The sequence below is a fragment of the Terrabacter terrae genome (assembly GCF_039529575.1).
GTDB lineage: Bacteria > Actinomycetota > Actinomycetes > Actinomycetales > Dermatophilaceae > Terrabacter > Terrabacter terrae.
On record NZ_BAAANB010000004.1, the window covers coordinates 17,803 to 36,520 of the forward strand.

18 protein-coding genes are annotated in these 18,718 nt (G+C 72.2%); 10 read left to right on the forward strand and 8 right to left on the reverse strand.

What is annotated here, in order from left to right; genetic code table 11:
- From ABD194_RS07720 to ABD194_RS07735, 4 genes are all read left to right on the forward strand, one after another.
- On the forward strand, window positions 1-548 hold a 548-nt coding region (locus ABD194_RS07720; RefSeq protein ID WP_343989707.1), incomplete at its 5' end, for a S8 family serine peptidase.
- Complete coding sequence (locus ABD194_RS07725; protein ID WP_343989709.1) at window positions 545-1,126, forward strand: RNA polymerase sigma factor; 582 nt, start codon at window positions 545-547, stop codon at window positions 1,124-1,126. The genes ABD194_RS07720 and ABD194_RS07725, both read left to right, overlap by 4 nt.
- Before the next feature lies 1 nt (window position 1,127).
- Complete coding sequence (locus ABD194_RS07730) at window positions 1,128-1,625, forward strand: hypothetical protein (RefSeq protein WP_343989711.1); 498 nt, start codon at window positions 1,128-1,130, stop codon at window positions 1,623-1,625.
- A 147-nt stretch (window positions 1,626-1,772) separates the two neighbouring features.
- Window positions 1,773-4,316: a CHAT domain-containing protein gene (locus tag ABD194_RS07735; RefSeq protein WP_343989713.1), complete on the forward strand. Its 2,544-nt coding sequence runs from the start codon at window positions 1,773-1,775 to the stop codon at window positions 4,314-4,316.
- A 29-nt stretch (window positions 4,317-4,345) separates the two neighbouring features.
- Here ABD194_RS07735 and ABD194_RS07740 read toward each other — a convergent pair whose 3' ends face one another.
- The 4 genes from ABD194_RS07740 to ABD194_RS07755 all read right to left on the reverse strand — a co-directional run bounded on the left by ABD194_RS07740 (window position 4,346) and on the right by ABD194_RS07755 (window position 9,283).
- Entirely contained in the window at window positions 4,346-5,668 is a 1,323-nt protein-coding gene (locus ABD194_RS07740) for an enolase C-terminal domain-like protein (RefSeq protein ID WP_343989715.1), read from the reverse strand.
- A 13-nt stretch (window positions 5,669-5,681) separates the two neighbouring features.
- Window positions 5,682-7,274 (reverse strand): aldehyde dehydrogenase (NADP(+)), encoded by a 1,593-nt coding sequence (locus tag ABD194_RS07745; protein WP_343989717.1) that lies wholly within the window; start codon window positions 7,272-7,274, stop codon window positions 5,682-5,684.
- Window positions 7,275-7,290: 16 nt separating this feature from the next.
- Window positions 7,291-8,202: a 5-dehydro-4-deoxyglucarate dehydratase gene (gene kdgD, locus ABD194_RS07750; RefSeq protein WP_343989719.1), complete on the reverse strand. Its 912-nt coding sequence runs from the start codon at window positions 8,200-8,202 to the stop codon at window positions 7,291-7,293.
- A gap of 157 nt (window positions 8,203-8,359) precedes the next feature.
- The gene (locus tag ABD194_RS07755; protein ID WP_343989721.1) at window positions 8,360-9,283 is read right to left on the reverse strand and encodes a LysR substrate-binding domain-containing protein; all 924 of its coding nucleotides are present in this window, start codon (window positions 9,281-9,283) and stop codon (window positions 8,360-8,362) included.
- Between the two features lie 155 nt (window positions 9,284-9,438).
- On the opposite strand from ABD194_RS07755, the gene ABD194_RS07760 reads away from it, so the two are divergent.
- The 6 genes from ABD194_RS07760 to ABD194_RS07785 are packed head-to-tail and all read left to right on the forward strand — an operon-like array spanning window position 9,439 to window position 14,512.
- Window positions 9,439-10,461, forward strand: a complete 1,023-nt coding sequence (locus ABD194_RS07760) for a tripartite tricarboxylate transporter substrate binding protein (RefSeq protein ID WP_343989723.1) — start codon at window positions 9,439-9,441, stop codon at window positions 10,459-10,461.
- A gap of 52 nt (window positions 10,462-10,513) precedes the next feature.
- Window positions 10,514-11,056, forward strand: a complete 543-nt coding sequence (locus tag ABD194_RS07765) for a tripartite tricarboxylate transporter TctB family protein (RefSeq protein WP_343989724.1) — start codon at window positions 10,514-10,516, stop codon at window positions 11,054-11,056.
- Window positions 11,057-11,069: 13 nt separating this feature from the next.
- A complete protein-coding gene (locus tag ABD194_RS07770) occupies window positions 11,070-12,629 on the forward strand; it encodes a tripartite tricarboxylate transporter permease (RefSeq protein WP_343989726.1) in 1,560 nt (519 codons plus the stop codon).
- On the forward strand, window positions 12,626-13,021 hold the full coding sequence (locus ABD194_RS07775) for a universal stress protein (protein WP_343989728.1): 396 nt from the start codon (window positions 12,626-12,628) through the stop codon (window positions 13,019-13,021). Before ABD194_RS07770 ends, ABD194_RS07775 begins: the two co-directional genes overlap by 4 nt.
- Window positions 13,021-14,292: a glucarate dehydratase family protein gene (locus ABD194_RS07780; protein WP_343989730.1), complete on the forward strand. Its 1,272-nt coding sequence runs from the start codon at window positions 13,021-13,023 to the stop codon at window positions 14,290-14,292. Before ABD194_RS07775 ends, ABD194_RS07780 begins: the two co-directional genes overlap by 1 nt.
- 52 nt (window positions 14,293-14,344) lie before the next feature.
- Complete coding sequence (locus ABD194_RS07785) at window positions 14,345-14,512, forward strand: hypothetical protein (protein WP_343989732.1); 168 nt, start codon at window positions 14,345-14,347, stop codon at window positions 14,510-14,512.
- 36 nt (window positions 14,513-14,548) lie between these two features.
- Here the strand turns inward: ABD194_RS07785 and ABD194_RS07790 are convergent, their stop codons facing one another.
- The 4 genes from ABD194_RS07790 to ABD194_RS07805 all read right to left on the reverse strand — a co-directional run.
- On the reverse strand, window positions 14,549-15,277 hold the full coding sequence (locus ABD194_RS07790; protein ID WP_343989734.1) for a FadR/GntR family transcriptional regulator: 729 nt from the start codon (window positions 15,275-15,277) through the stop codon (window positions 14,549-14,551).
- Window positions 15,278-15,286: 9 nt separating this feature from the next.
- Window positions 15,287-16,420, reverse strand: a complete 1,134-nt coding sequence (locus tag ABD194_RS07795) for an L-talarate/galactarate dehydratase (protein WP_343989735.1) — start codon at window positions 16,418-16,420, stop codon at window positions 15,287-15,289.
- A gap of 1 nt (window position 16,421) precedes the next feature.
- A complete protein-coding gene (locus tag ABD194_RS07800; protein ID WP_343989736.1) occupies window positions 16,422-17,549 on the reverse strand; it encodes an L-talarate/galactarate dehydratase in 1,128 nt (375 codons plus the stop codon).
- 96 nt (window positions 17,550-17,645) lie between these two features.
- Window positions 17,646-18,718 (reverse strand): flavin-containing monooxygenase (locus ABD194_RS07805; RefSeq protein WP_343989737.1); only part of this gene is annotated, 1,073 nt, incomplete at its 5' end.

Here is an 18,718-nt window from a genome sequence, read left to right on the forward strand (position 1 = left end):
CGATGGGCTACTACGCCGAGGACAGCACCTACGCCAGCGGCCCCGTCGCCGAGATGCTCGACCGGTTCACCGCCGCGGGCGTGACGGTCGTGGCCGGCGCCGGCAACGACGGCACGAGCTCGCCCTTCGTGCCCGCGTCGCTCGCGGCGGCCCTCCCCGGACCGAAGAAGCCCCAGGTGCCGCCCGTGTCGAGCGTGGGAGCGTGCAACCCGGACGGGACCACGGTCGCCCTCTTCAGCAACCCGCTCACCGTCATCACGGCCACCCGTCCCGGCGTCTCGCTCGTCAGCACCCTGCCGCTCACCGACGGCATGGGCCAGCCGTCGTCGAGCGTGCCGGGAGACGTCGTGCGCTGCACGGTCGACCCCGACGACTACACCGGCGGCTTCGGGGTGTGGAGCGGTACGTCGTTCTCCGCCCCGGTCTTCGCCGCCGAGCTCGCCGCCTGCCTCGTCGCGTGCGGTGGCCTGGAGGACGTGCGGCCCGAGGCCCTGTGCGCCCGCTCCCTCCACGCCCTCCACACGTGCACCGAGAAGGAGTCACGATGACGCACACCCCCACCGCCCCCGACGGGATCGGCACGCGCGCCGGCCGGGCCCTGGCCGCCTACCGCGACGGGGAGCGTGAGCGGCTCTCGGAGCTCGTCGACCTCGTCACGCCCGTGCTCTGGAACGCCGCGCGCTCGCAGGGCGCCGCGCCGGCGGTGTGCGAGGACGCCATCCAGACCGCCTTCCTCCAGCTCGTCGATCGCTGCGAGTCGATCCAGGAGCCGGCAGCCGTGCTCGGGTGGCTGGTCGTGGTGGTCAAGCGCGAGGTGTGGCGCCTGGGCCGCGGGGCTCGGCGCGAGGTCGGGGTCGAGGAGGTGCCGGAGGCCCCGGCGCAGCAGCTCGACCCCGAGGCACAGTCGATCCTCTCCGAGCGCCAGCGCATGCTGTGGACGCACGTGTCCAGCCTGTCCCCGCGATGTCAGGAGCTCCTCCGGGTCATCGCGTTCGCCGACCGACCCGACTACGCCGCGATCGCGGAGTCGTTGGGGATGCCGGTCGGCAGCATCGGCCCGACCCGTGGCCGATGCCTGCAGAAGCTGAGGACAACCCTCGGCTCCGACCCCGGATGGGCGGTCTGACATGACTTCTCACACTGACGCCATCGATGCCCGCGACGTCGCCAACCTGCGCCACGTGCGCGACCTCTTCGCGCACGCCGACCCCGCACCGGACGACCTCGCGGAGCGGATGAAGTTCGCCATCACGGTGCACGCCCTGCACGCCGAGGTCGCCGAGCTGATGGACTCCGCGCTGCTGACGACGCGCGGCGCCGAGACGAAGGTCGAGCCGACGCCCACCGAGTCCGTCACGTTCGCCGCCGCCTCGGTGAGCCTGATGGTCTCCGTCGGGCCGATGTCGACGGAGGAGCCGGACGACCGGGTCCGGGTCGACGGATGGGTCACCACCCCGGGCGCCAGGGTCGAGGCCGTGACGAACGAGGGGAGCAGCTCGGTCGTTTCCGATGCGAACGGGCGTTTCGTTCTGGATGATCTACCCCATGGGCCGGTCCACTTCATGGTGACCGACCCGGAGAACCAGGACGTGCGACCGGTCATCACTCCCACGATCCAGGTCTGAGGCCACCGGAGCCCCGCACCTGAGCCGATGGCGGTCGCCTGAGCGAGAGGCCGGGCCGCACCCATCGACCTGCTCGAGAGCGCACGTGCCCTGCGCGACCAGGGCGCCGCGGAGAACCTGGCCGGACGCCCCGTCGAGGCGTCCCGGTTGCTGACCGCCGCCCTCGAGCAGATCGACCGGTCGGCCGCGGGCGCGCCGTCGCGGGAGCACCTGGAGCTCCGGTGCCGCACGCTCGTCACCCTCGCGCTGACGGAGCTGATGCTCTCGGGCCTCGAGCCCGCGACGACGCGGCTGAAGGAGGCCGAGCAGATCGTCGTCGAGCTCGGCGACGACGCGCTGCGAGCACGGCTGGAGTACCAGCGCGCCAACATCCACGGCCGGGTCGGCGACCTCGCGTCGGCATGGGCCGGTCTCGAGGGCGCGGTGCTCCGGCTCGACGCGTTCACGGAGCACGAGCAGTGCTCGGTCCACCTGAGCCGCGGGATGCTCGCCTTCGAGCTGCTGCGCCCGAGCGAGGCCCTCGAGTCGTTCGGTGAGGCGGCCCGGCTCGCGCACGCGCTGGGCGGCGTGGAACAGGAGTTCATGGCCCGTCACAACGAGGGGTATGCGGCATACCTCCTCGGTGACCTCCCGCGGTCCCTCGCCGGCATGGCGCGTGCGGAGGAGCTGGAGGCGGACGTCTTCAAGGGACCCGCGCGGCTCGACCGTGCCCAGGTCCTGCTCGAGGCCGGGCTGGTCAAGGAGGCGGTCGAGGCGCTGCATGCCGGGCTGGCCGAGCTCGAGGGCGAGGGCCACGACCAGATGCGGGCGGAGTTCGAGCTGGCGCTGGCGCGCGCGCACCGCCTCCTGGGCCACGTGGAGCTCGCGGCGTCGGCGGCGGCGTCTGCGCGGGAGAGGTACGCGCGGATGGGGGCCACGGCCTGGACCGTGAAGGCGACCCTGGTCGAGCTCCTCGCCGGGCTGGACCACGACCGGAGGAGGGGCAGGGACCGGCGCGACGGGCGGGACGGTCGGGACCGGCGGGACGGGCGCGGCGCGGACGACGTGGGAGGGCTGAGCGGAGTGGACGACGGGTCCGTGGCGCTGGCTGCGGCGGCGTCGGCCGACCGGCTCACCGACACGGCGACGCAGCTCGGCGATGCCGAGCTGGCCGACAACGCCCGGGTCGTGGCGGCGCAGGCCCTGCTGCTGGCCGGTGACCCGGCCGGGGCGAACACGCGGCTGCTCGGCCTCGAGCGGGTGTCGACCGGGTCGCTGGCCGACGAGCTGGACTCGGCGGTCGTCACCGCGATGACGCTCGTCGCGGCGGGCGACCTCCCGCCCGCCAGGCGGATCCTGGCGCGTGCGTCGCGGCGCCTGGCGGCCGGCCAGCAGGGCAGCGCGAGCCTCGACCTGCGCACCGCACGGGCGGTCCACGGAACGCGACTGGCGGAGCTGGACCTCGAGCTGGCGGTGCCGCGCGGGAGCGGCGCCGTGCTGGAGGCGCTCGAGCGGTGGCGCAGCGCGACCGACCGGCTGCCGTCGCTCGGTCGTCCGGTCGACGACCGGCTCGCAGCACTGACCGAGCACCTGCGAGCGGTCCGCGGCCAGCTCCGCGGAGAGGCCGCCGAGTCCGACCAGGTGCGCGAGCTGCATGAGCGGGCCGCTCGGCTCGAGCGCCAGATCCGCGACCGGGACTGGGCGCTGAGCCGAAGCGCCGACGCCACCGGCACCGTCCACGTCGGCCTGCGCGAGGCCCGGGAGCACCTGCGTCGCGTCGACCGTGACCTCGTGTGGTTCTTCCGGCATCGGGGCCGGCTCTGCGCCGTCGGGGTCATCGGTGGGCGGGCGACACTGCGCGACCTGATGCCGGTCGACCGGGCCGCCGAGCTCGCGCAACGCGTACGCGTCGACCTGCGGGCTGCCGCCACCCACCACCTGGGCCCGCTGGCCGGGGCGGTCTGGTCCTCGCTGCGCTCGAGCGCGGCCGAGCTGGACGATGCCCTGCTGCGGCCGTGGCGCTCGGACCGCGGCCTGGTGGTCGTGACCTGCCCGGAGGTCTCGGCCCTGCCGTGGGCGGTGTTCCCGTCGGTGAAGGGACGCCCGTTCACGGTCGCCCTGTCGCTCACGTCGTTCGCCCGGCGCGGTGGCGGGTCGAAAGGCCCCCGGCAGTCCGGCGTCCACGTCACCGTGGGGCCCGGGGTGCCCCGCGGCCCCGCCGAAGGGCGCGCCGTCCTGGCCGCCTGGGGCGACGGAAGGCACCCGCTCGAGGCATCGCGGCGGGAGGAGCTGGTGGCTGCGCTCTCCCGACCAGGAGTCGTGCACGTCGCCGCCCACGGCACGCACCAGGCCGAGTCCCCGCTCTTCTCGTCGCTCGCGCTGCACGACGGGCCGGTCTTCGCCCACGAGCTCCAGCCGACCGGTGTCCGGGCCGACCACGTCGTGCTCTCGGCGTGCGACGTGGGGCTCGCGTCGGCGCGGCCGGGCCACGAGTCGCTGGGCCTCGCGCTCTCGCTCCTGTCGCTCGGCGCGCGGTCGGTCGTCGCGGCGGTCGCGCCGGTGCCCGACGACGTCGCGGCCAGGACGATGACCCGGCACCACCGGCTGCTGGCCTCGGGACTGGCCAGCGACGAGTCGTTGGCGCAGGCGGTGGCCGAGACCGACGACGTCGCGGCTGCTTTCCTCAACCTCGGTGGCCAGCACCACCCCTGACCTCCACGTGCTCCGGGCAGCAGGGGGTGTCAGCGGACGAGGCAGGGGCGCTTCGGGTCGAAGGTCCAGTCGTCGACGAGGTACTGCATCGCCACGGCGTCGTCCCGGGCGCCGAGGCCGTGCTCGAGGTAGAGCTCGTGCGCCTCGGCCAGTGCGTCGTGGTCCAGGGTCACTCCGAGTCCCGCTGCGGTCGGGACCTCGATCGCGCCGTCGCGGATCTCGAGCGGCGCCGTCGTCAGGGACTGGCCGTCCTGCCAGATCCAGTGCGTGTCCAGGGCGGTGATCTCACCGGGTGCGGCGGCGCCGACGTGGGTGAACATCGCGAGCGAGATGTCGAAGTGGTTGTTCGAGTGCGAGCCCCACGTCAGGCCGAAGTCGTTGCACAGCTGCGCGACGCGCACCGAACCGGCCATCGTCCAGAAGTGCGGGTCGGCGAGCGGGATGTCCACGGCGTTCGTGCGGATCGCGTGCGCCATCTCGCGCCAGTCGGTCGCGACCATGTTCGTCGCGGTCCGCAACCCGGTGGCCCGCTTGAACTCCGCCATGACCTCGCGGCCCGAGAAACGTCCCTCCGCCCCGCAGGGGTCCTCGGCGTAGGCGAGCACGTCGCCGAGCCCACGGCACAGCCGGACGGCGTCGTCGAGGAGCCAGCCGCCGTTGGGGTCGAGCGTGATCCGCGCGTCGGGGAACCGGTGGGCGAGCGCCGTGACCGCCGCGACCTCCTCCTCGCCGGCGAGCACCCCGCCCTTGAGCTTGAAGTCGCTGAAGCCGTAGCGCTCCTGCGCCGCCTCCGCGAGCGCGACGACGGCCTCGGGCGTCAGCGCCTCGCGGCGCCGCAGCTGCGACCACCGGTCCTCGCCCCCGTCGCCCACGAGGTACGGCAGGTCCGTGCGGGCCGCATCGCCCACGTAGAAGAGGTAGCCGAGCATCGGGACGCTGGAGCGCTGCTGCCCGTCGCCCAGCAGCTCCGCGACCGGCACGCCGAGGTGCTGGCCCAGGAGGTCGAGCAGCGCCGACTCGAGCCCCGTGACGGCGTGCACGGTGGTACGGAGGTCGAAGGTCTGGGCGCCCCGACCGCCTGCGTCGCGGCCGGCATACGCCTGCGCGACCCGACGGAGCAGCTGACGGAACCTGGCGACCTCCCGACCCACCAGCAGCTCTGCCGCCTCGCGGATGGTGCCGGCGATCTTCTCGCCGCCCGGCACCTCGCCCAGCCCCGTGTTGCCGTCGCTGTCGGTGACGAGGACGACGTTGCGGGTGAAGAACGGGCCGTGGGCGCCGCTGAGGTTGAGCAGCATGCTGTCGTGCCCGGCGACGGGCACCACCTCTACGGTGGCGATCTTCGGTGACATCTCCTGCTTCCTGTCAGTCCTGGGCGAGGCGGAGTCGGCCGTCGACACGTCGCGTGAGGCCCCACGGGTTGTCGTCGCGCGTCGCCTCCGGCAGGAGGTCGCTGGGCACGTCCTGGTAGGCGACGGGCCGCTGGAACCGGTAGATCGCCAGCGAGCCGACCGACGTCGTCCGCGGGTCGCTGGTCGCCGGGAAGGGCCCGCCGTGGACCATGGCGTGGCCGACCTCGACGCCGGTCGGCCAGCCGTTGAAGAGGATGCGCCCGGCCTTGCTCTCGAGAACGGGCAGCAGCTTGCGGGCGACGTCGTGGTCGGTCTCGGTGGCGTGGACCGTGATCGTCAGCTGGCCCTCGAGGCCACGAAGCACGTCGGCGAGCTCCTCCGTGTCGCTCCAGCGGGCGATCACGCCCGCGGCACCGAAGACCTCCTCGCTCACCGCGGGGTCGTCGCGCAGCGCTGCCGTGGTGGTGGACAGGAGCAACGGGGCCGGAGCGTTGACCGCTTCGCCGACGATGCCCTCCGCCTCGACCGTCACCGCCGACGTGCCGCGAAGTGCGGCGACCCCCTTGTCGTAGGCCTGGGCGATGCCGGACGTCAGCATGGTCTGCCCGGCCGCCTGCGAGACGGCTCGGGCCGCGGCCGCGACGAAGGCGTCGCCCTCTGACCCGGACGGCACGAACGTCAGACCCGGGTTCGTGCAGAACTGGCCGGAGCCGAGCACCAAGGAGGCAACGTATGCCGTCGCGAGCGCCTCCGCCTGCCCGCCGGCGATGCTGCCCGGCAGGACGATGACGGGGTTGACCGAGCTCATCTCGGCGTACACGGGGATCGGCTCGCGCCGCTGTGCGGCGGTGGCGACGAGCGCGAGGCCCCCGGCGCGCGAGCCGGTGAAGCCGACTGCCTTGATGCGGGGGTCGCGCACGAGCGCCTGGCCGACGGAGGTGCCGCTGCCGAAGACGAGCGAGAAGACCCCGGCCGGCAGGCCGGACGCGGCGACGGCCCGGGCCACGGCGGCGCCGACGAGCTCGCTCGTGCCGGGGTGGGCGTTGTGGGCCTTGACGACGACGGGGCAGCCGGCGGCCAGGGCCGAAGCGGTGTCACCACCGGCGACGGAGAAGGCGAGCGGGAAGTTGCTCGCCCCGAAGACCGCGACCGGACCGAGCGGCACCTGGCGCTGGCGGATGTCGGCTCGGGGGAGGGGCGTGCGGTCCGGCAGGGCGGGGTCGATCCGCGCCTCGAGGTGGTCGCCGACGCGTACGACCTCGGCGAACATCCGCAGCTGGCCGGTGGTGCGGCCCAGCTCTCCGGCGAGGCGGCCGAGCGGCAGTCCCGACTCGGCGACCGCACGCGCGACGATGGCCTCACCGTCGGCCTCGATCTCGTCGGCGACCCTGTGCAGGAACGCCGCCCGTTCGGCGGGTGAGGTCGCGCGGTAGGTGTCGAACGCGTCGGCCGCCGCCTGCGTCGCCTCCCCGAGCTGCTCGTCGTCGACGTAGGTGTAGACGGGCTCGAGGGGGTCACCCGTGGCAGCCTCGATGCCGGCCGAGCCGGCGAGGCGCCCGGCGACGGGCGAGCCGGCAATGATCGAGTGTCCGGTGAGGGAGGTCATGCGCTAGGACTCCGTTTCAGCTGATCTTGTCGATGAGGATCTTGAGGTCCGACACGTCCTGCTCGGTGAGGTCGGTGAGCGGCGGACGCACGGGACCGGCCGGGCGGCCGATCGCCGCGAGGCCGCCCTTGATGATGCTCACCGCGTACCCCCGCTCGCGGTCGCGGATGTCGAGGTAGGGCAGGACGAAGTCGTTCAGCTTGCGGTAGACCGCCTCGAGGTCCTGGCGGCGCACGTCCTGGTAGAAGCCGACGGCGAACTCCGGCACGAAGTTGAAGATCGCCGAGGAGTAGGTGGTCACGCCGAGCTGCAGCAGCGGCAGGGCGAAGGTCTCCGCGGTGGGCAGGCCGCCGACGTAGAGGAGGCGGTCGCCGACCCGGGCGTAGGTGCGCGTCATGGCCTCGACGTTGCCGACGCCGTCCTTGAGCCCGATGAGGTTCGCGTTGCGGTCGGCGGCCTCGGCGACGGCGACGTCGCCGAGGATCGCGTTGGCGCGCGAGTAGGCGATGACGCCGAGGGAGGTGGCACGGCATACGGCTGAGACGTGCTCGACGAGACCGCGCTGGCCGGCCTCGGTGAGGTAGGGCGGGAAGAGGAGGATGCCGTCGGCGCCGGCGGCCTCGGCGGCCCTGGCCTGGGCGACGGCGACCGCGGTGCCTCCGGTGGCGGGCGCGAGCACCGGCACCTTCCCACCGATCTCGTCGACGGCCACGCGCACCACCGTGTCGATCTCGTCGGTGCGCAGCGAGAAGCCCTCGCCGGTGCCGCCGGCCGCGAAGAGGCCCGCGACGTCGTAGCCACTCAGCCACGAGAGGTGCTCCCGGTAGGCCGCCTCGTCGAACGCGAGGTCCGGCGTGAAGTGCGTGACGGGGAACGAGAGCAGTCCGGTGCCCAGGGTGTGAGCGAGTTCGTCGGGAGCCAGGGCCACGGGAGCATCCTTTGCGACAGAGCGGCTGCCGTCCCCAGGTGGGTAGGCCCGCCGCTGGGCCAGTGAGTGACCTCAGGCTAGGAAGAACGCTGGATACCTGTCCAAGACGGATTGCGTATGCCGTGATGCTCGGCGAGCATCATCGTCCTCCGCCACGTCATGGCTGGGCGGCCAGCTGCATGCGCCCGATCTGGGCCAGGACCCGTCGGAGCATGGGACTGCGGCGGCCGCGTGCCCAGATGGCGTGCAGCTCGACCGGCTGGCCCGGTACCTCGCTACCGTCGGGGTCGCCGCCCCCGTCGACGAGGTCCTTGTAGACGACGCCCTGCACCCCGAGCGACCGGGCGGAGGCGGGCACGAGGGCGCAGCCGCGACCGGCGGCGACGAGCAGGACGGCGGTGAGGATCTGGTGCACCTGTTGCTCCACCCTGGGATGGGCGTTGGTGAGGAACCGGACGGTGAGCTCGTGGAAGTAGCGCGACTGGACCGGGTTGTAGCTGATGACCGGCTCCCCGTCGAAGTCGCCCGCGGTCAGGGGGTGCGCGACGTCGGCGAGCGGGTGCTCGCTCGGCACGGCCGCGCAGAGCGGCTCCCGGAAGATGACCCGCGACTCGAACTCTGCGGTGTCGAAGGGCGGGCGGGCGAGGCCCAGGTCGAGCTCGCCGCGGCGGATGCCGTCGGCTTGGGCGGCCGTGACCCGCTCGTGGAGGATCACCTCGATGCCCGGCAGGCTGCGCTCGAGCTCCTTGAGGAGGGGTCCGAGCACCCCGATCGCCGAGACGGCGGTGAAGCCCAGGCGCAGCGTGCCGGTGGCGCCGCCGTCGATGCGCCGGGCCACGTCGCCGGCGCTCTCGACGAGGGCGAGCAGCCGGTAGGACTCGTCGAGGAAGGCCCGGCCGGCCTCGGTGAGCTCGACCTTGCGGTTGTCGCGCTCGAGCAGGGTGACCCCGACGGTGCGCTCGAGCTTCTGGATCTGCCGGCTCAGCGGGGGCTGGGTCATGCGCAGCCGCTCGGCCGCACGGCCGAAGTGCAGCTCCTCGGCGACAGCGACGAAGGCCCGGACCTGGTCGAGGGTCATCATGCGGCGAGGCTACCGCAACGATATCGCGAAGGTATCAGCCGATGCAGGATCGGGTTTGGACAGGCATGAACAGGATTCGTAGTGTCAGGCGGCACGGGGACAGACCTCACCCCATGAGCACCGACGACGGTGCCCCAGCTCGTAGGAGACCTTCAATGACGAACGTTCGAACGAGGACCCGCATCGCCTCCGTGGCGGGCACCGCCGCTCTCGCTCTCGCCCTCTCCGCCTGTGGCGGGGTCAAGAACGGCAGCAGCGGTGGTGGGGACGCCTCGGGTGGCAGCGACTACCCGAGCAAGAGCATCCAGATGACCGTCGGCGCCTCCGCCGGCGGCAGCAGCGACCTCATCAGCCGGGCGATGTCCAAGGGCATGGGGCAGTCGCTGGGCGTGGCCATGCCCGTCGTCAACAAGCCGGGCGCCAACGGCGCCCTCGTGGCCAAGGAGCTGCAGAAGGCGTCGTCCGACGGCTACTCCATCGCGATCCAGAACGCCTCGCTCTTCGCCATCACCCCGCTGGCCGTCTCCGAGTCCGAGGCCGTCAAGGTCGACGACTTCGACATCGTCTACGGCGTCTCCCGCGACGACTACGTGCTCGTCACCAACCCGAAGACCGGGTGGAAGAGCGTCGCTGACATGAAGTCGGCCGGCCGGACCATCCGCTACGGCACGACCGGCGTCGGCACCGGCGCCCAGCTCAACTCGGCCCTCACCTTCGCGACGGCCGGCATCAAGGCGACGGCCGTGCCGTTCGACGGTGGCGCCCCGAACCTCACCGCGCTGCTCGGCGCGCAGGTCGACGTGTCCACGATGCAGGTCGGCGAGGCGATCGAGAACATCAGGGCGGGCAAGCTCGTCCCCCTGGCCGTCTTCTCGGCCGAGCGCGTCAAGTACCTGCCGGACGTGCCGACGGCGAAGGAGCAGGGCTTCGACGTGCAGGTGTCGCAGTACCGCTTCATCACCACGCCCAAGGGCACGCCACAGGCCGTCAAGGACAAGCTCGTCGCCGCCGCGAAGAAGACCTTCGCCTCGGACGAGTACAAGAAGTTCAACGAGGCCAACAACCTGACGCCACTCGAGGTCCCGGGGCCCGAGATCGCGACGAAGCTCAAGGCCGACCTGGCCTCCAACACCGCCAAGCTCAAGCAGTTCGGCATCTCGCTCGCCTCCAACGGCTGAGCCACACCGCGCCACGACCGCCGACCACCACCCACTCGAAGAGGAGCCAGGGATGAGCACGACGAGCGAACCGGGGCGGCCCCAGGCCGCCGAGGTCGACATCCTCGAGGAGCTCAAGGCCGAGCTCGCGCAGGACCTGGAGGAGGAGCGCCCGCCCCACGCGGGTCCCCTCGCACAGGTGGCCGCCGGCGTCGTCACCCTGGTCCTCGGGGTGGCGGGCATGGCGCTGTCCCTCGGCTACGGCCTGGGCAGCCTCACCCAGCCGGGGCCCGGGCTGTGGCCGTTCGCGGTGTCCGTCGCCGTGACGGCCCTGTCGGTCGCGCAGATCGCGTTCGGCCGGCGGGCCGAGGACACCGAGCAGTTCACCCGCTCGAGCGTCCTGACCGGGCTCGGGGTGCTGAGCCTCGTCGGTCTCGCGGCCCTGCTTCCCGTCATCGGCTTCGAGGTCCCCTCGCTCGTGCTCATGGTGGTCTGGCTGCGGTTCCTCGGTGGCGAGTCCTGGCGCATGACCGCGGTGGTCAGCGTCGTCACGGTCGCGGTGTTCTACGCGCTGTTCGTGCTCGCCCTGTCCATCCCCCTCCCGCGACTGATCTGAAGGGAGGCTCGCCATGGACTTCACCCCGATCATCGACGGCTTCGGCATCGTCCTGCAGCCGACCAACCTGCTCTACTGCCTCGTCGGCGTCGTCATCGGCATGCTCATCGGCGTGCTCCCGGGCCTCGGTCCCGCAGCGACGATCGCCATCCTGCTGCCCATCACGTACGGCATCCCGCCGGTCTCGGCCATCATCATGCTCGCCGGCATCTTCTACGGCGCCCAGTACGGCGGCACGATCACCTCGGTGCTGCTGCGCCTGCCGGGCGAGGCCAGCTCGGTCGTGACGGTCTTCGACGGCTTCGCCATGGCCAAGCAGGGCCGGGCGGGGGCTGCCCTCGGCATCGCGGCGATCGGCTCGTTCATCGGGGGCACCGTCTCGATCATCGGCCTGTCCGTGCTCGCCCCGGTCGTCGCAGGCTATGCGCTCGACTTCGGGCCGCCGGAGTATGCCGCTCTCGGCCTGCTCGGCGTCCTGCTCGTCTCGACGGTCGGCAACGGCGGCAAGCTCAAGGCCATCATCGCCGCCGCCATCGGGCTGCTCATCGCAACGGTCGGCCGCGACTCGTTCACCGGCGCCGAGCGCTTCACGTTCGGCAGCCTCAACCTCGCCGACGGCATCGACTTCGTGCCGATCGCCATGGGTCTCTTCGGGCTCGGCGAGATCCTCTACAACCTCGAGGAGAACCACAAGAAGGTCCATGCGCCCGCAAAGGTCACCAAGGTGTGGCCGAGCCGCCAGGACCTCTCGGAGTCCAAGGGTGCGATCGCCCGGGGGTCTGGGATCGGCTTCGGCCTGGGCGTGCTGCCCGGTGGTGGCGCCGTGCTCTCCTCGCTCGTGGCGTATGCCGTGGAGAAGCGCCGCGCCAAGCAGCCGGAGCGCTTCGGGCGCGGTGCCATCGAGGGCGTGGCCGCCCCCGAGACCGCCAACAACGCGGCCGCGACCTCCTCGTTCATCCCGCTGCTGACCCTCGGCATCCCGGCCAACGCGACGATGGCGCTGATGTTCGGGGCGCTGCTCATCCAGGGGGTGCAGCCAGGGCCGCAGCTCGTCGACACCCACCCCGACATCTTCTGGGGCGTCATCAACTCGATGTACATCGGCAACATCCTGCTGCTCATCATGAGCATCCCGATGGTCGGCGTCTTCGTGCGCATCCTCCGGGTGCGACCGGCGATCCTCGCGCCGATCACGGCCCTCATCACGATGCTCGGGGTCTACACCGTCAACAACTCGGTCTTCGACATCTACCTCGTGATCGTCTTCGGCGTCGTCGGCTACCTCATGAAGAAGTTCGGCTTCGACCCCGGCCCGATGGTCCTGGCGTTCGTCCTCGGCACGCTCATCGAGTCGTCGGCCCGCCAGTCGCTGCTCATCTTCGGCGGCGACCCGACCGGCTTCCTCACGCGCCCGATCTCCGGCACGATCCTCGCGGCGATCGTCGCCGTGGCCCTGTTCCCGTTGATCCGCAGGGTGGTCCGGGCACGGCGCGGTGGGCCGGCCGCGGCGCCGGCCCCGGTGCAGGCGTCCCCCACAGCAGCTCCCGACCGCGAGACCACGGAGGCGAAATGACCATCCTCGTCGGCTACCTCGACACCCCCGAGGGGCGTGCGGCGCTCGACACCGGCATCGCCGAGGCCCGCCTGCGCGAGCAGCCCCTCGTCGTCGTGAACTCCCCGCGGCGCGGCGCCCCGGTGGACGACGCCATGCTCGGCCCCGAGCAGGTGAGCGAGATCGTCGACCGCGCGAGCGACCTCGGCGTCCGGGTCGAGGTGCGCCAACCGCTCCACGGCGACTCGCTCGCCGACACGCTCGAGTCGGTCGCCCGAGAGGTCGACGCGTCGCTCGTCGTCATCGGGCTGCGCCACCGCAGCCCCGTCGGCAAGCTCATCCTCGGCAGCACGGCGCAGCGGATCCTGCTCGACGCGAGCGTGCCGGTGCTCGCCGTCAAGGCCTCCCGCTGATGGGACCGGTGCGCTCGCGCATCGCGTCGGTGTCGGTCACGCCGGTCGCCTTCGAGGACCCCCCGCTGCTCAACGTCGTCGGCGTCCACCAGCCGTATGCCCTGCGCGCGATCGTGCGCGTCCGCACCGACACCGGGTCGGTCGGGCTGGGCGAGACCTACGGCGACGAGGCCCAGCTCCAGCGGCTCGAGGCCGTCGGCCGGGCCGTCCTCGGTCACGACGTCTACGACCTCAACGGCCTGTGGCGCAAGGCGGCCGACGCCCTCGGCACCGGGTCGGCCGACGCCGGAGCGAGCTTCGGCGGCATGCTCCAGGTGGACTCGGCCGTGGCCACGGCCTACTCGCCGTTCGAGGTCGCCTGCCTCGACATCCAGGGGCACGAGACGGGCCGGCCGGTGAGCGACCTGCTCGGCGGCGCGGTGCGTGACACCGTGCCCTTCAGCGCCTATCTCTTCTACAAGTGGGCGGGGCACCCCCGCCGACCGGACGACGACTGGGGTGAGGCTCTCACCCCAGACCAGCTCGTCGTGCAGGCCAAGCGGATGGTGACGGCATACGGTTTCGACGCCATCAAGCTCAAGGGAGGCGTGCTGCCGCCCGACGACGAGATCGACGCCATGCGCGCCCTCGGCGAGGCGTTCCCCGACCACAGGCTGCGCATCGACCCCAACGGGGGCTGGACGGTCGACACGTCGGTGCGCGTCGCTTCCGAGCTCGCGGACGTGCTCGAGTACCTCGAGGACCCGACGCCCGGCATCGAGGGGATGGCCGCCGTCGCCCGCGAGACGGACCTCCCGCTCGCGACGAACATGTGCGTCATCGCCTTCGAGCACCTCGAGCCCGCGGTGCGCGCGAACGCCGTCGGCGTCGTGCTCTCGGACCACCACCTCTGGGGTGGGCTGCTGCGTTCGCGGCTGCTGGCCGGCATCTGCGACACCTTCGGGATGGGGCTGTCGATGCACTCGAACAGCCATCTCGGCGTGAGCCTGGCGGCCATGACGCACCTGGCCGCGGCGACGCCGAATCTCACGTACGCGTGCGACACCCACTACCCGTGGAAGACCGAGGAGGTCGTCAAGCCGGGGGTGCTCGACTTCGTCGACGGCTCCGTCGCGGTGCCCACCGGACCGGGCCTCGGCGTCGAGATCGACGAGGACGCGCTCGGGACGCTCCACGAGCAGTACCTCTCGTGCGGCATCCAGCGCCGAGAGGACACCGTCTACATGCAGTCGGTGCAGCCGGGGTTCGAACCGAACACCGCCCGCTGGTAGGGCCCGCCATCCGGGCGGTGACGAGCGACAGGAGCCATCACATCGTTTGCCCATGACGACCCCAACCCTTCCTCTCGCTCGCGGCCTCGCGGTGGTCGTGACGCTCGAGGCACACCGCGCGCGGGTGCTGAAGCGCCCACGCGTGCGCCGCGGGCTCGACGCGCTCACCGGCACGGCCATGCTCGGCTTCGGGGCACGACTGGCCGCCGAGCACGCCTGACGCGGCACCCCGCGTGCCGGTGTCGGCTCCGGCCGCTCAGTCCTGCTGCAGGCGGGCCCGCGAGTTGGCGAGGTGCAGGCGCATCGCGGCCCGGGCTGCTGCACCGTCGCCGCGGGCGATCGCCAGGAAGATGTTCTCGTGCTCGAGTGAGACTCGGGTCAGGTGCGTCGCGTCCGACACGGTGTAGGCGGCCTCGAGCCGGGTGCGCGGCAGCATGATCATCATGGGTCCCAGCGACGCGAGCAGGTCCGAGTAGAAACGGTTTCCGGACGCCAGCGCGATGCGGCGGTGGAACTCGAAGTCGGCCTCGACGGCGCCGCTGGGCTTCTCGTCGGCACGGGTCAGGTCACGCAGGGCACGCTCGATCGCCTTGAGATGCACGTCGGTGCGCCGCTCAGCGGCGAGGCCGGCCGCCTCGCTCTCGATCCCGAGACGGAAGTCGATCATGTCGAGGACGTCCCGGTGGGTGCGCACCCGCTCGGCGCCGACCGCGAAGCCCTCGGTCTCGGGCAGGGCCAGCACGAACGAGCCGCGACCCTGGAAGGTCTCGACGAGCCCGGCGGCCTGCAGACGTGAGATCGCCTCGCGCACGACCGTGCGGCTCACGCCGTAGTCGGCGACGAGCGAGGCCTCGGTCGGGAGCCTCTGGCCCGGCTCCATCTGGCCCGCCAGGATCTGCTCCTTGAGCCGCTCGACGAGCTCGTGAGCCAGGCCTCGGCCGGTCTCACGGTCGAGCCGCTGGTCGTCGTCGGCGCGGGAGGTCACGGCGACAACCTAGTCGGCTCGCAGCACGACGTGGTCGCGCCGCAGACCGACCGCCTGCTCCGAGAGGGTGAGCCCGAGGCCGGGCCCGGTCGGCACGTGCATGCGGCCGTCCTCGATGACGAGGCGCTCCTCGAAGAGCGGGCTCAGCCACTCGATGTGCTCGACCCAGCCGTCCCGGGAGTATGCCGCCGCGAGGTGCACGTGGATCTCCATGACGAAGTGTGGCGCCAGGTGCAGTCCCGCGTGGTCAGCGAGGGTGGCCACCTGCAGGTACGGCGTGATGCCGCCGACCCTGGGCACGTCGGGCTGCAGGAAGGTCGCGGAGCGCAGGTCGACGAGGCGGACGAGCTCGCCGACGCTCGTCAGCATCTCGCCCGTGGCGATCGGGGTGTCGAGAGCGCGGCTGAGGGCTGCGTGGCCCTCGGCGTCGTACGCGTCGAGTGGCTCCTCTATCCAGACGAGGTCGTGCTCGGCGAGTGCACGCCCGGCGCGCAGGGCCGCGGTGCGGTCCCACTGCTGGTTGGCGTCGACCATGAGCGGCACGTCGCGGCCGAGGTGCTCACGCACGGCGGCGACGCGGCGGAGGTCCTCGCGCAGATCCGGCTGGCCGACCTTCACCTTGATGCCACCGATGCCGGCGGCGAGCGACGCGGACGCCTTCTCGCACACCTCCTCGACCGGCGCCTGGAGGAACCCTCCCGACGTGTTGTAGGTGCGCACCGAGTCGCGGTGTGAGCCGAGCAGCTTCGCCAGCGAGAGTCCGGCTCGGCGTGCCTTGACGTCCCATAGGGCCGTGTCGATCGTCGAGATCGCCTGTGTCGCGACGCCCGAGCGGCCCACGGAGGCGCCGGCCCAGAGGAGTGAGTCGTAGATCTTGCCGATGTCGCTCGGGTCCTGCCCCAGGGCGACGGTCGCGACCTCCCTGGCGTGGGCGAACTGGGCGCGGCAGCCGGCGCGGGTCGTGTAGGAGAAGCCCAGTCCGGTGATGCCGTGGGCGGTCTCGACCTGACAGGTGAGCACCGAGACCTCGGCCATCGGCTTCTGCCGGCCCGTGAGCACCTTTGCGTCGCTCACCGCGAAGGCGAGCGGCACGTCGTGCAGGCCGAGCTCGATCCGAAGGATGCGGTCGCCTCCATGACCCATGTCAGGCGCGTCCGACCTCGTAGGTGTCCACGGTCCAGGCCTTGGCCTGCTCGCTCAGCGTGAAGCCCAGGCCGGGGCGGTCGGGCACGACCATGCGCCCGTCGCGGGTCTCGAGTCGCTCGTTGAAGAGCGGGTCGAGCCACTCGAAGTGCTCGACCCACGGCTCGCGCGGGTAGCACGCGGCGAGGTGCAGGTGGATCTCCATGGCGAAGTGCGGGGCGAGCTGCAGGCCGGCGTGGTCGGCCAGGGTCGCGAGCCGCAGGAAGGGGGTGATGCCGCCGACCCGCGGGGCGTCGGGCTGGATGACATCGGCTGCCCGTGCCTCGATGAGTCGCACGTGTTCGGCGACGCTCGAGAGCATCTCGCCGGTCGCGATCGGGGTGTCGAGGGCTGCTGCGAGCTGGGCGTGGCCCTCGGCGTCGTAGGCGTCGAGCGGCTCCTCGATCCAGACCAGGTCGAGGCCCTCGACGGCGCGGCCGAACCGCAGGGCGCTGGCACGGTCCCACTGCTGGTTGGCGTCGACCATGAGCGGCACGTCGTCGCCGAGGTGCTCGCGCACGGCGGCCAGGCGCTGCAGGTCGGTCCGCATGTCGGGCTGGCCGACCTTGATCTTGATGCCGCCGATGCCGGCTGCCACCGACTCGGACGCCCGCTCCTTGACCTGCTCGATGGGGGCGTGGAGGAAGCCGCCCGAGGTGTTGTAGGTCCGGACCGAGTCGCGGTGGCTGCCGATGAGCTTGGACAGTGGCAGGTCGGCGCGGCGGGCCTTGAGGTCCCACAGCGCGATGTCGATGGCGGCGAGCGCCTGGGTGGCGACACCGGAGCGACCGACGGAGGCTCCGGCCCAGAGCAGCTTGTCGTAGACCCTGGCGATGTCGTTGGGGTCCTCGCCGAGCAGGCCCTCGGCGACCTCCTTGGCGTGGGCGAACTGGGCCGGGCCGCCGGCGCGCTTGCTGTAGCTGAAGCCGGTGCCGCGGTGGTCCTGCTCGGTCGTGATCTCGGCAAAGAGGAGGACGACCTCGGTCATCGGCTTCTGCCGACCGGTCAGCACCTTGGCGTCGCTGATCGGGGTCGGGAGGGGCAGGACGACGGAGGAGAGGGCGACGTGGCGGATCCGGTCGGCGGTCATGGCAGGTCCTTGGTCAGGTGGCGACGGTGACCAAATGATCGTATGACCCGACCAGTTGTCTGACAAGTAGCGCAGGTGCGGCGGTAGGGGGCGGGGTCAGACGGCGGCCTTGGCGCGTCGGAAGGCGGTCATCTCGTGGCGTTTGCGCAGCGCCATGGCGAGGGCGATCTTGCGGGCGTCGATCGCCAGCTCGCGGAGCATGCCGGAGATCGGGTTCGTGTAGCCGGTGAACCACAGCCCCTTGGCGCCCCGCGGGGTGCGGCCACCGCGCTCGCACGGGCGTCCCTTGCCGTCGAGGACGCCGAGATGCCCGATGAGCGGCTCGAGCCCCTGCGTGTAGCCGGTCGCGAGCACCACGACGTCGGGCTGGAGGCGCGTGCCGTCGGCAAGGACGACGGTGTCGCCGTCGAGCTCGCGCAGGGCGGCCACCGGTTCCACGGCGCCCGTGCGGATCGCCGCGATGATGCCGACGTCCTGGACGGGGATGGCGTTGTCGCGCTCGACGCGGGTCAGCAGGCCGGTGTCCGGGCGGGGCAGACCGTGCGCGGACAGGTCCGGGGTCTGGAGCCGCTCGACGGCAGGGGCGACCCGGTCGACGAGTGCGGTGGGCAGGCGGCGCACCGCGATGCCGGTGTACTGGGCGGCATACGGCCCGGTGTTGCGGCGCAGGATGTGCGGCACGGTCCGGACCGCCAGGCGAACGCGCTCGGCGCCGTGCTCGACGAGGTCCACGGCCACCTCGGTCCCGGTGTTCCCGGTGCCGACGACGAGCACGTCCTTGCCTGAGTAAGGGGCACCGCTGCGGTAGTCGCGGGCGAAGACGACCTCGCCCGTGTACGCGGACAGCCCGGGCACGTTGGGCTCGCGCGGTGTGTGGTTGAAACCCGTGGCGACGACGACGTAGGGAGCGGTGAGCGACGAGCCGTCGGCAAGGGTCAGGCTCCACGAGTCACCGCTCGCGGAGCGGTCGACCCGGCTGACCCCGGTGCCCAGGCGCACGTCCAGCCGGTGGTGGGCGGCATACAGCTCCAGGTAGCGCACGACGTCGTCGCGCGAGACCCAGCGGCCCATCTCCTTGGGGATCGGCAGCCCGGGCAGGCCGGAGAGCTCACGCGGCGTGTGCAGGTGAAGGCGGTCGTAGTGGCCGCGCCACGACGACCCGATGCTGT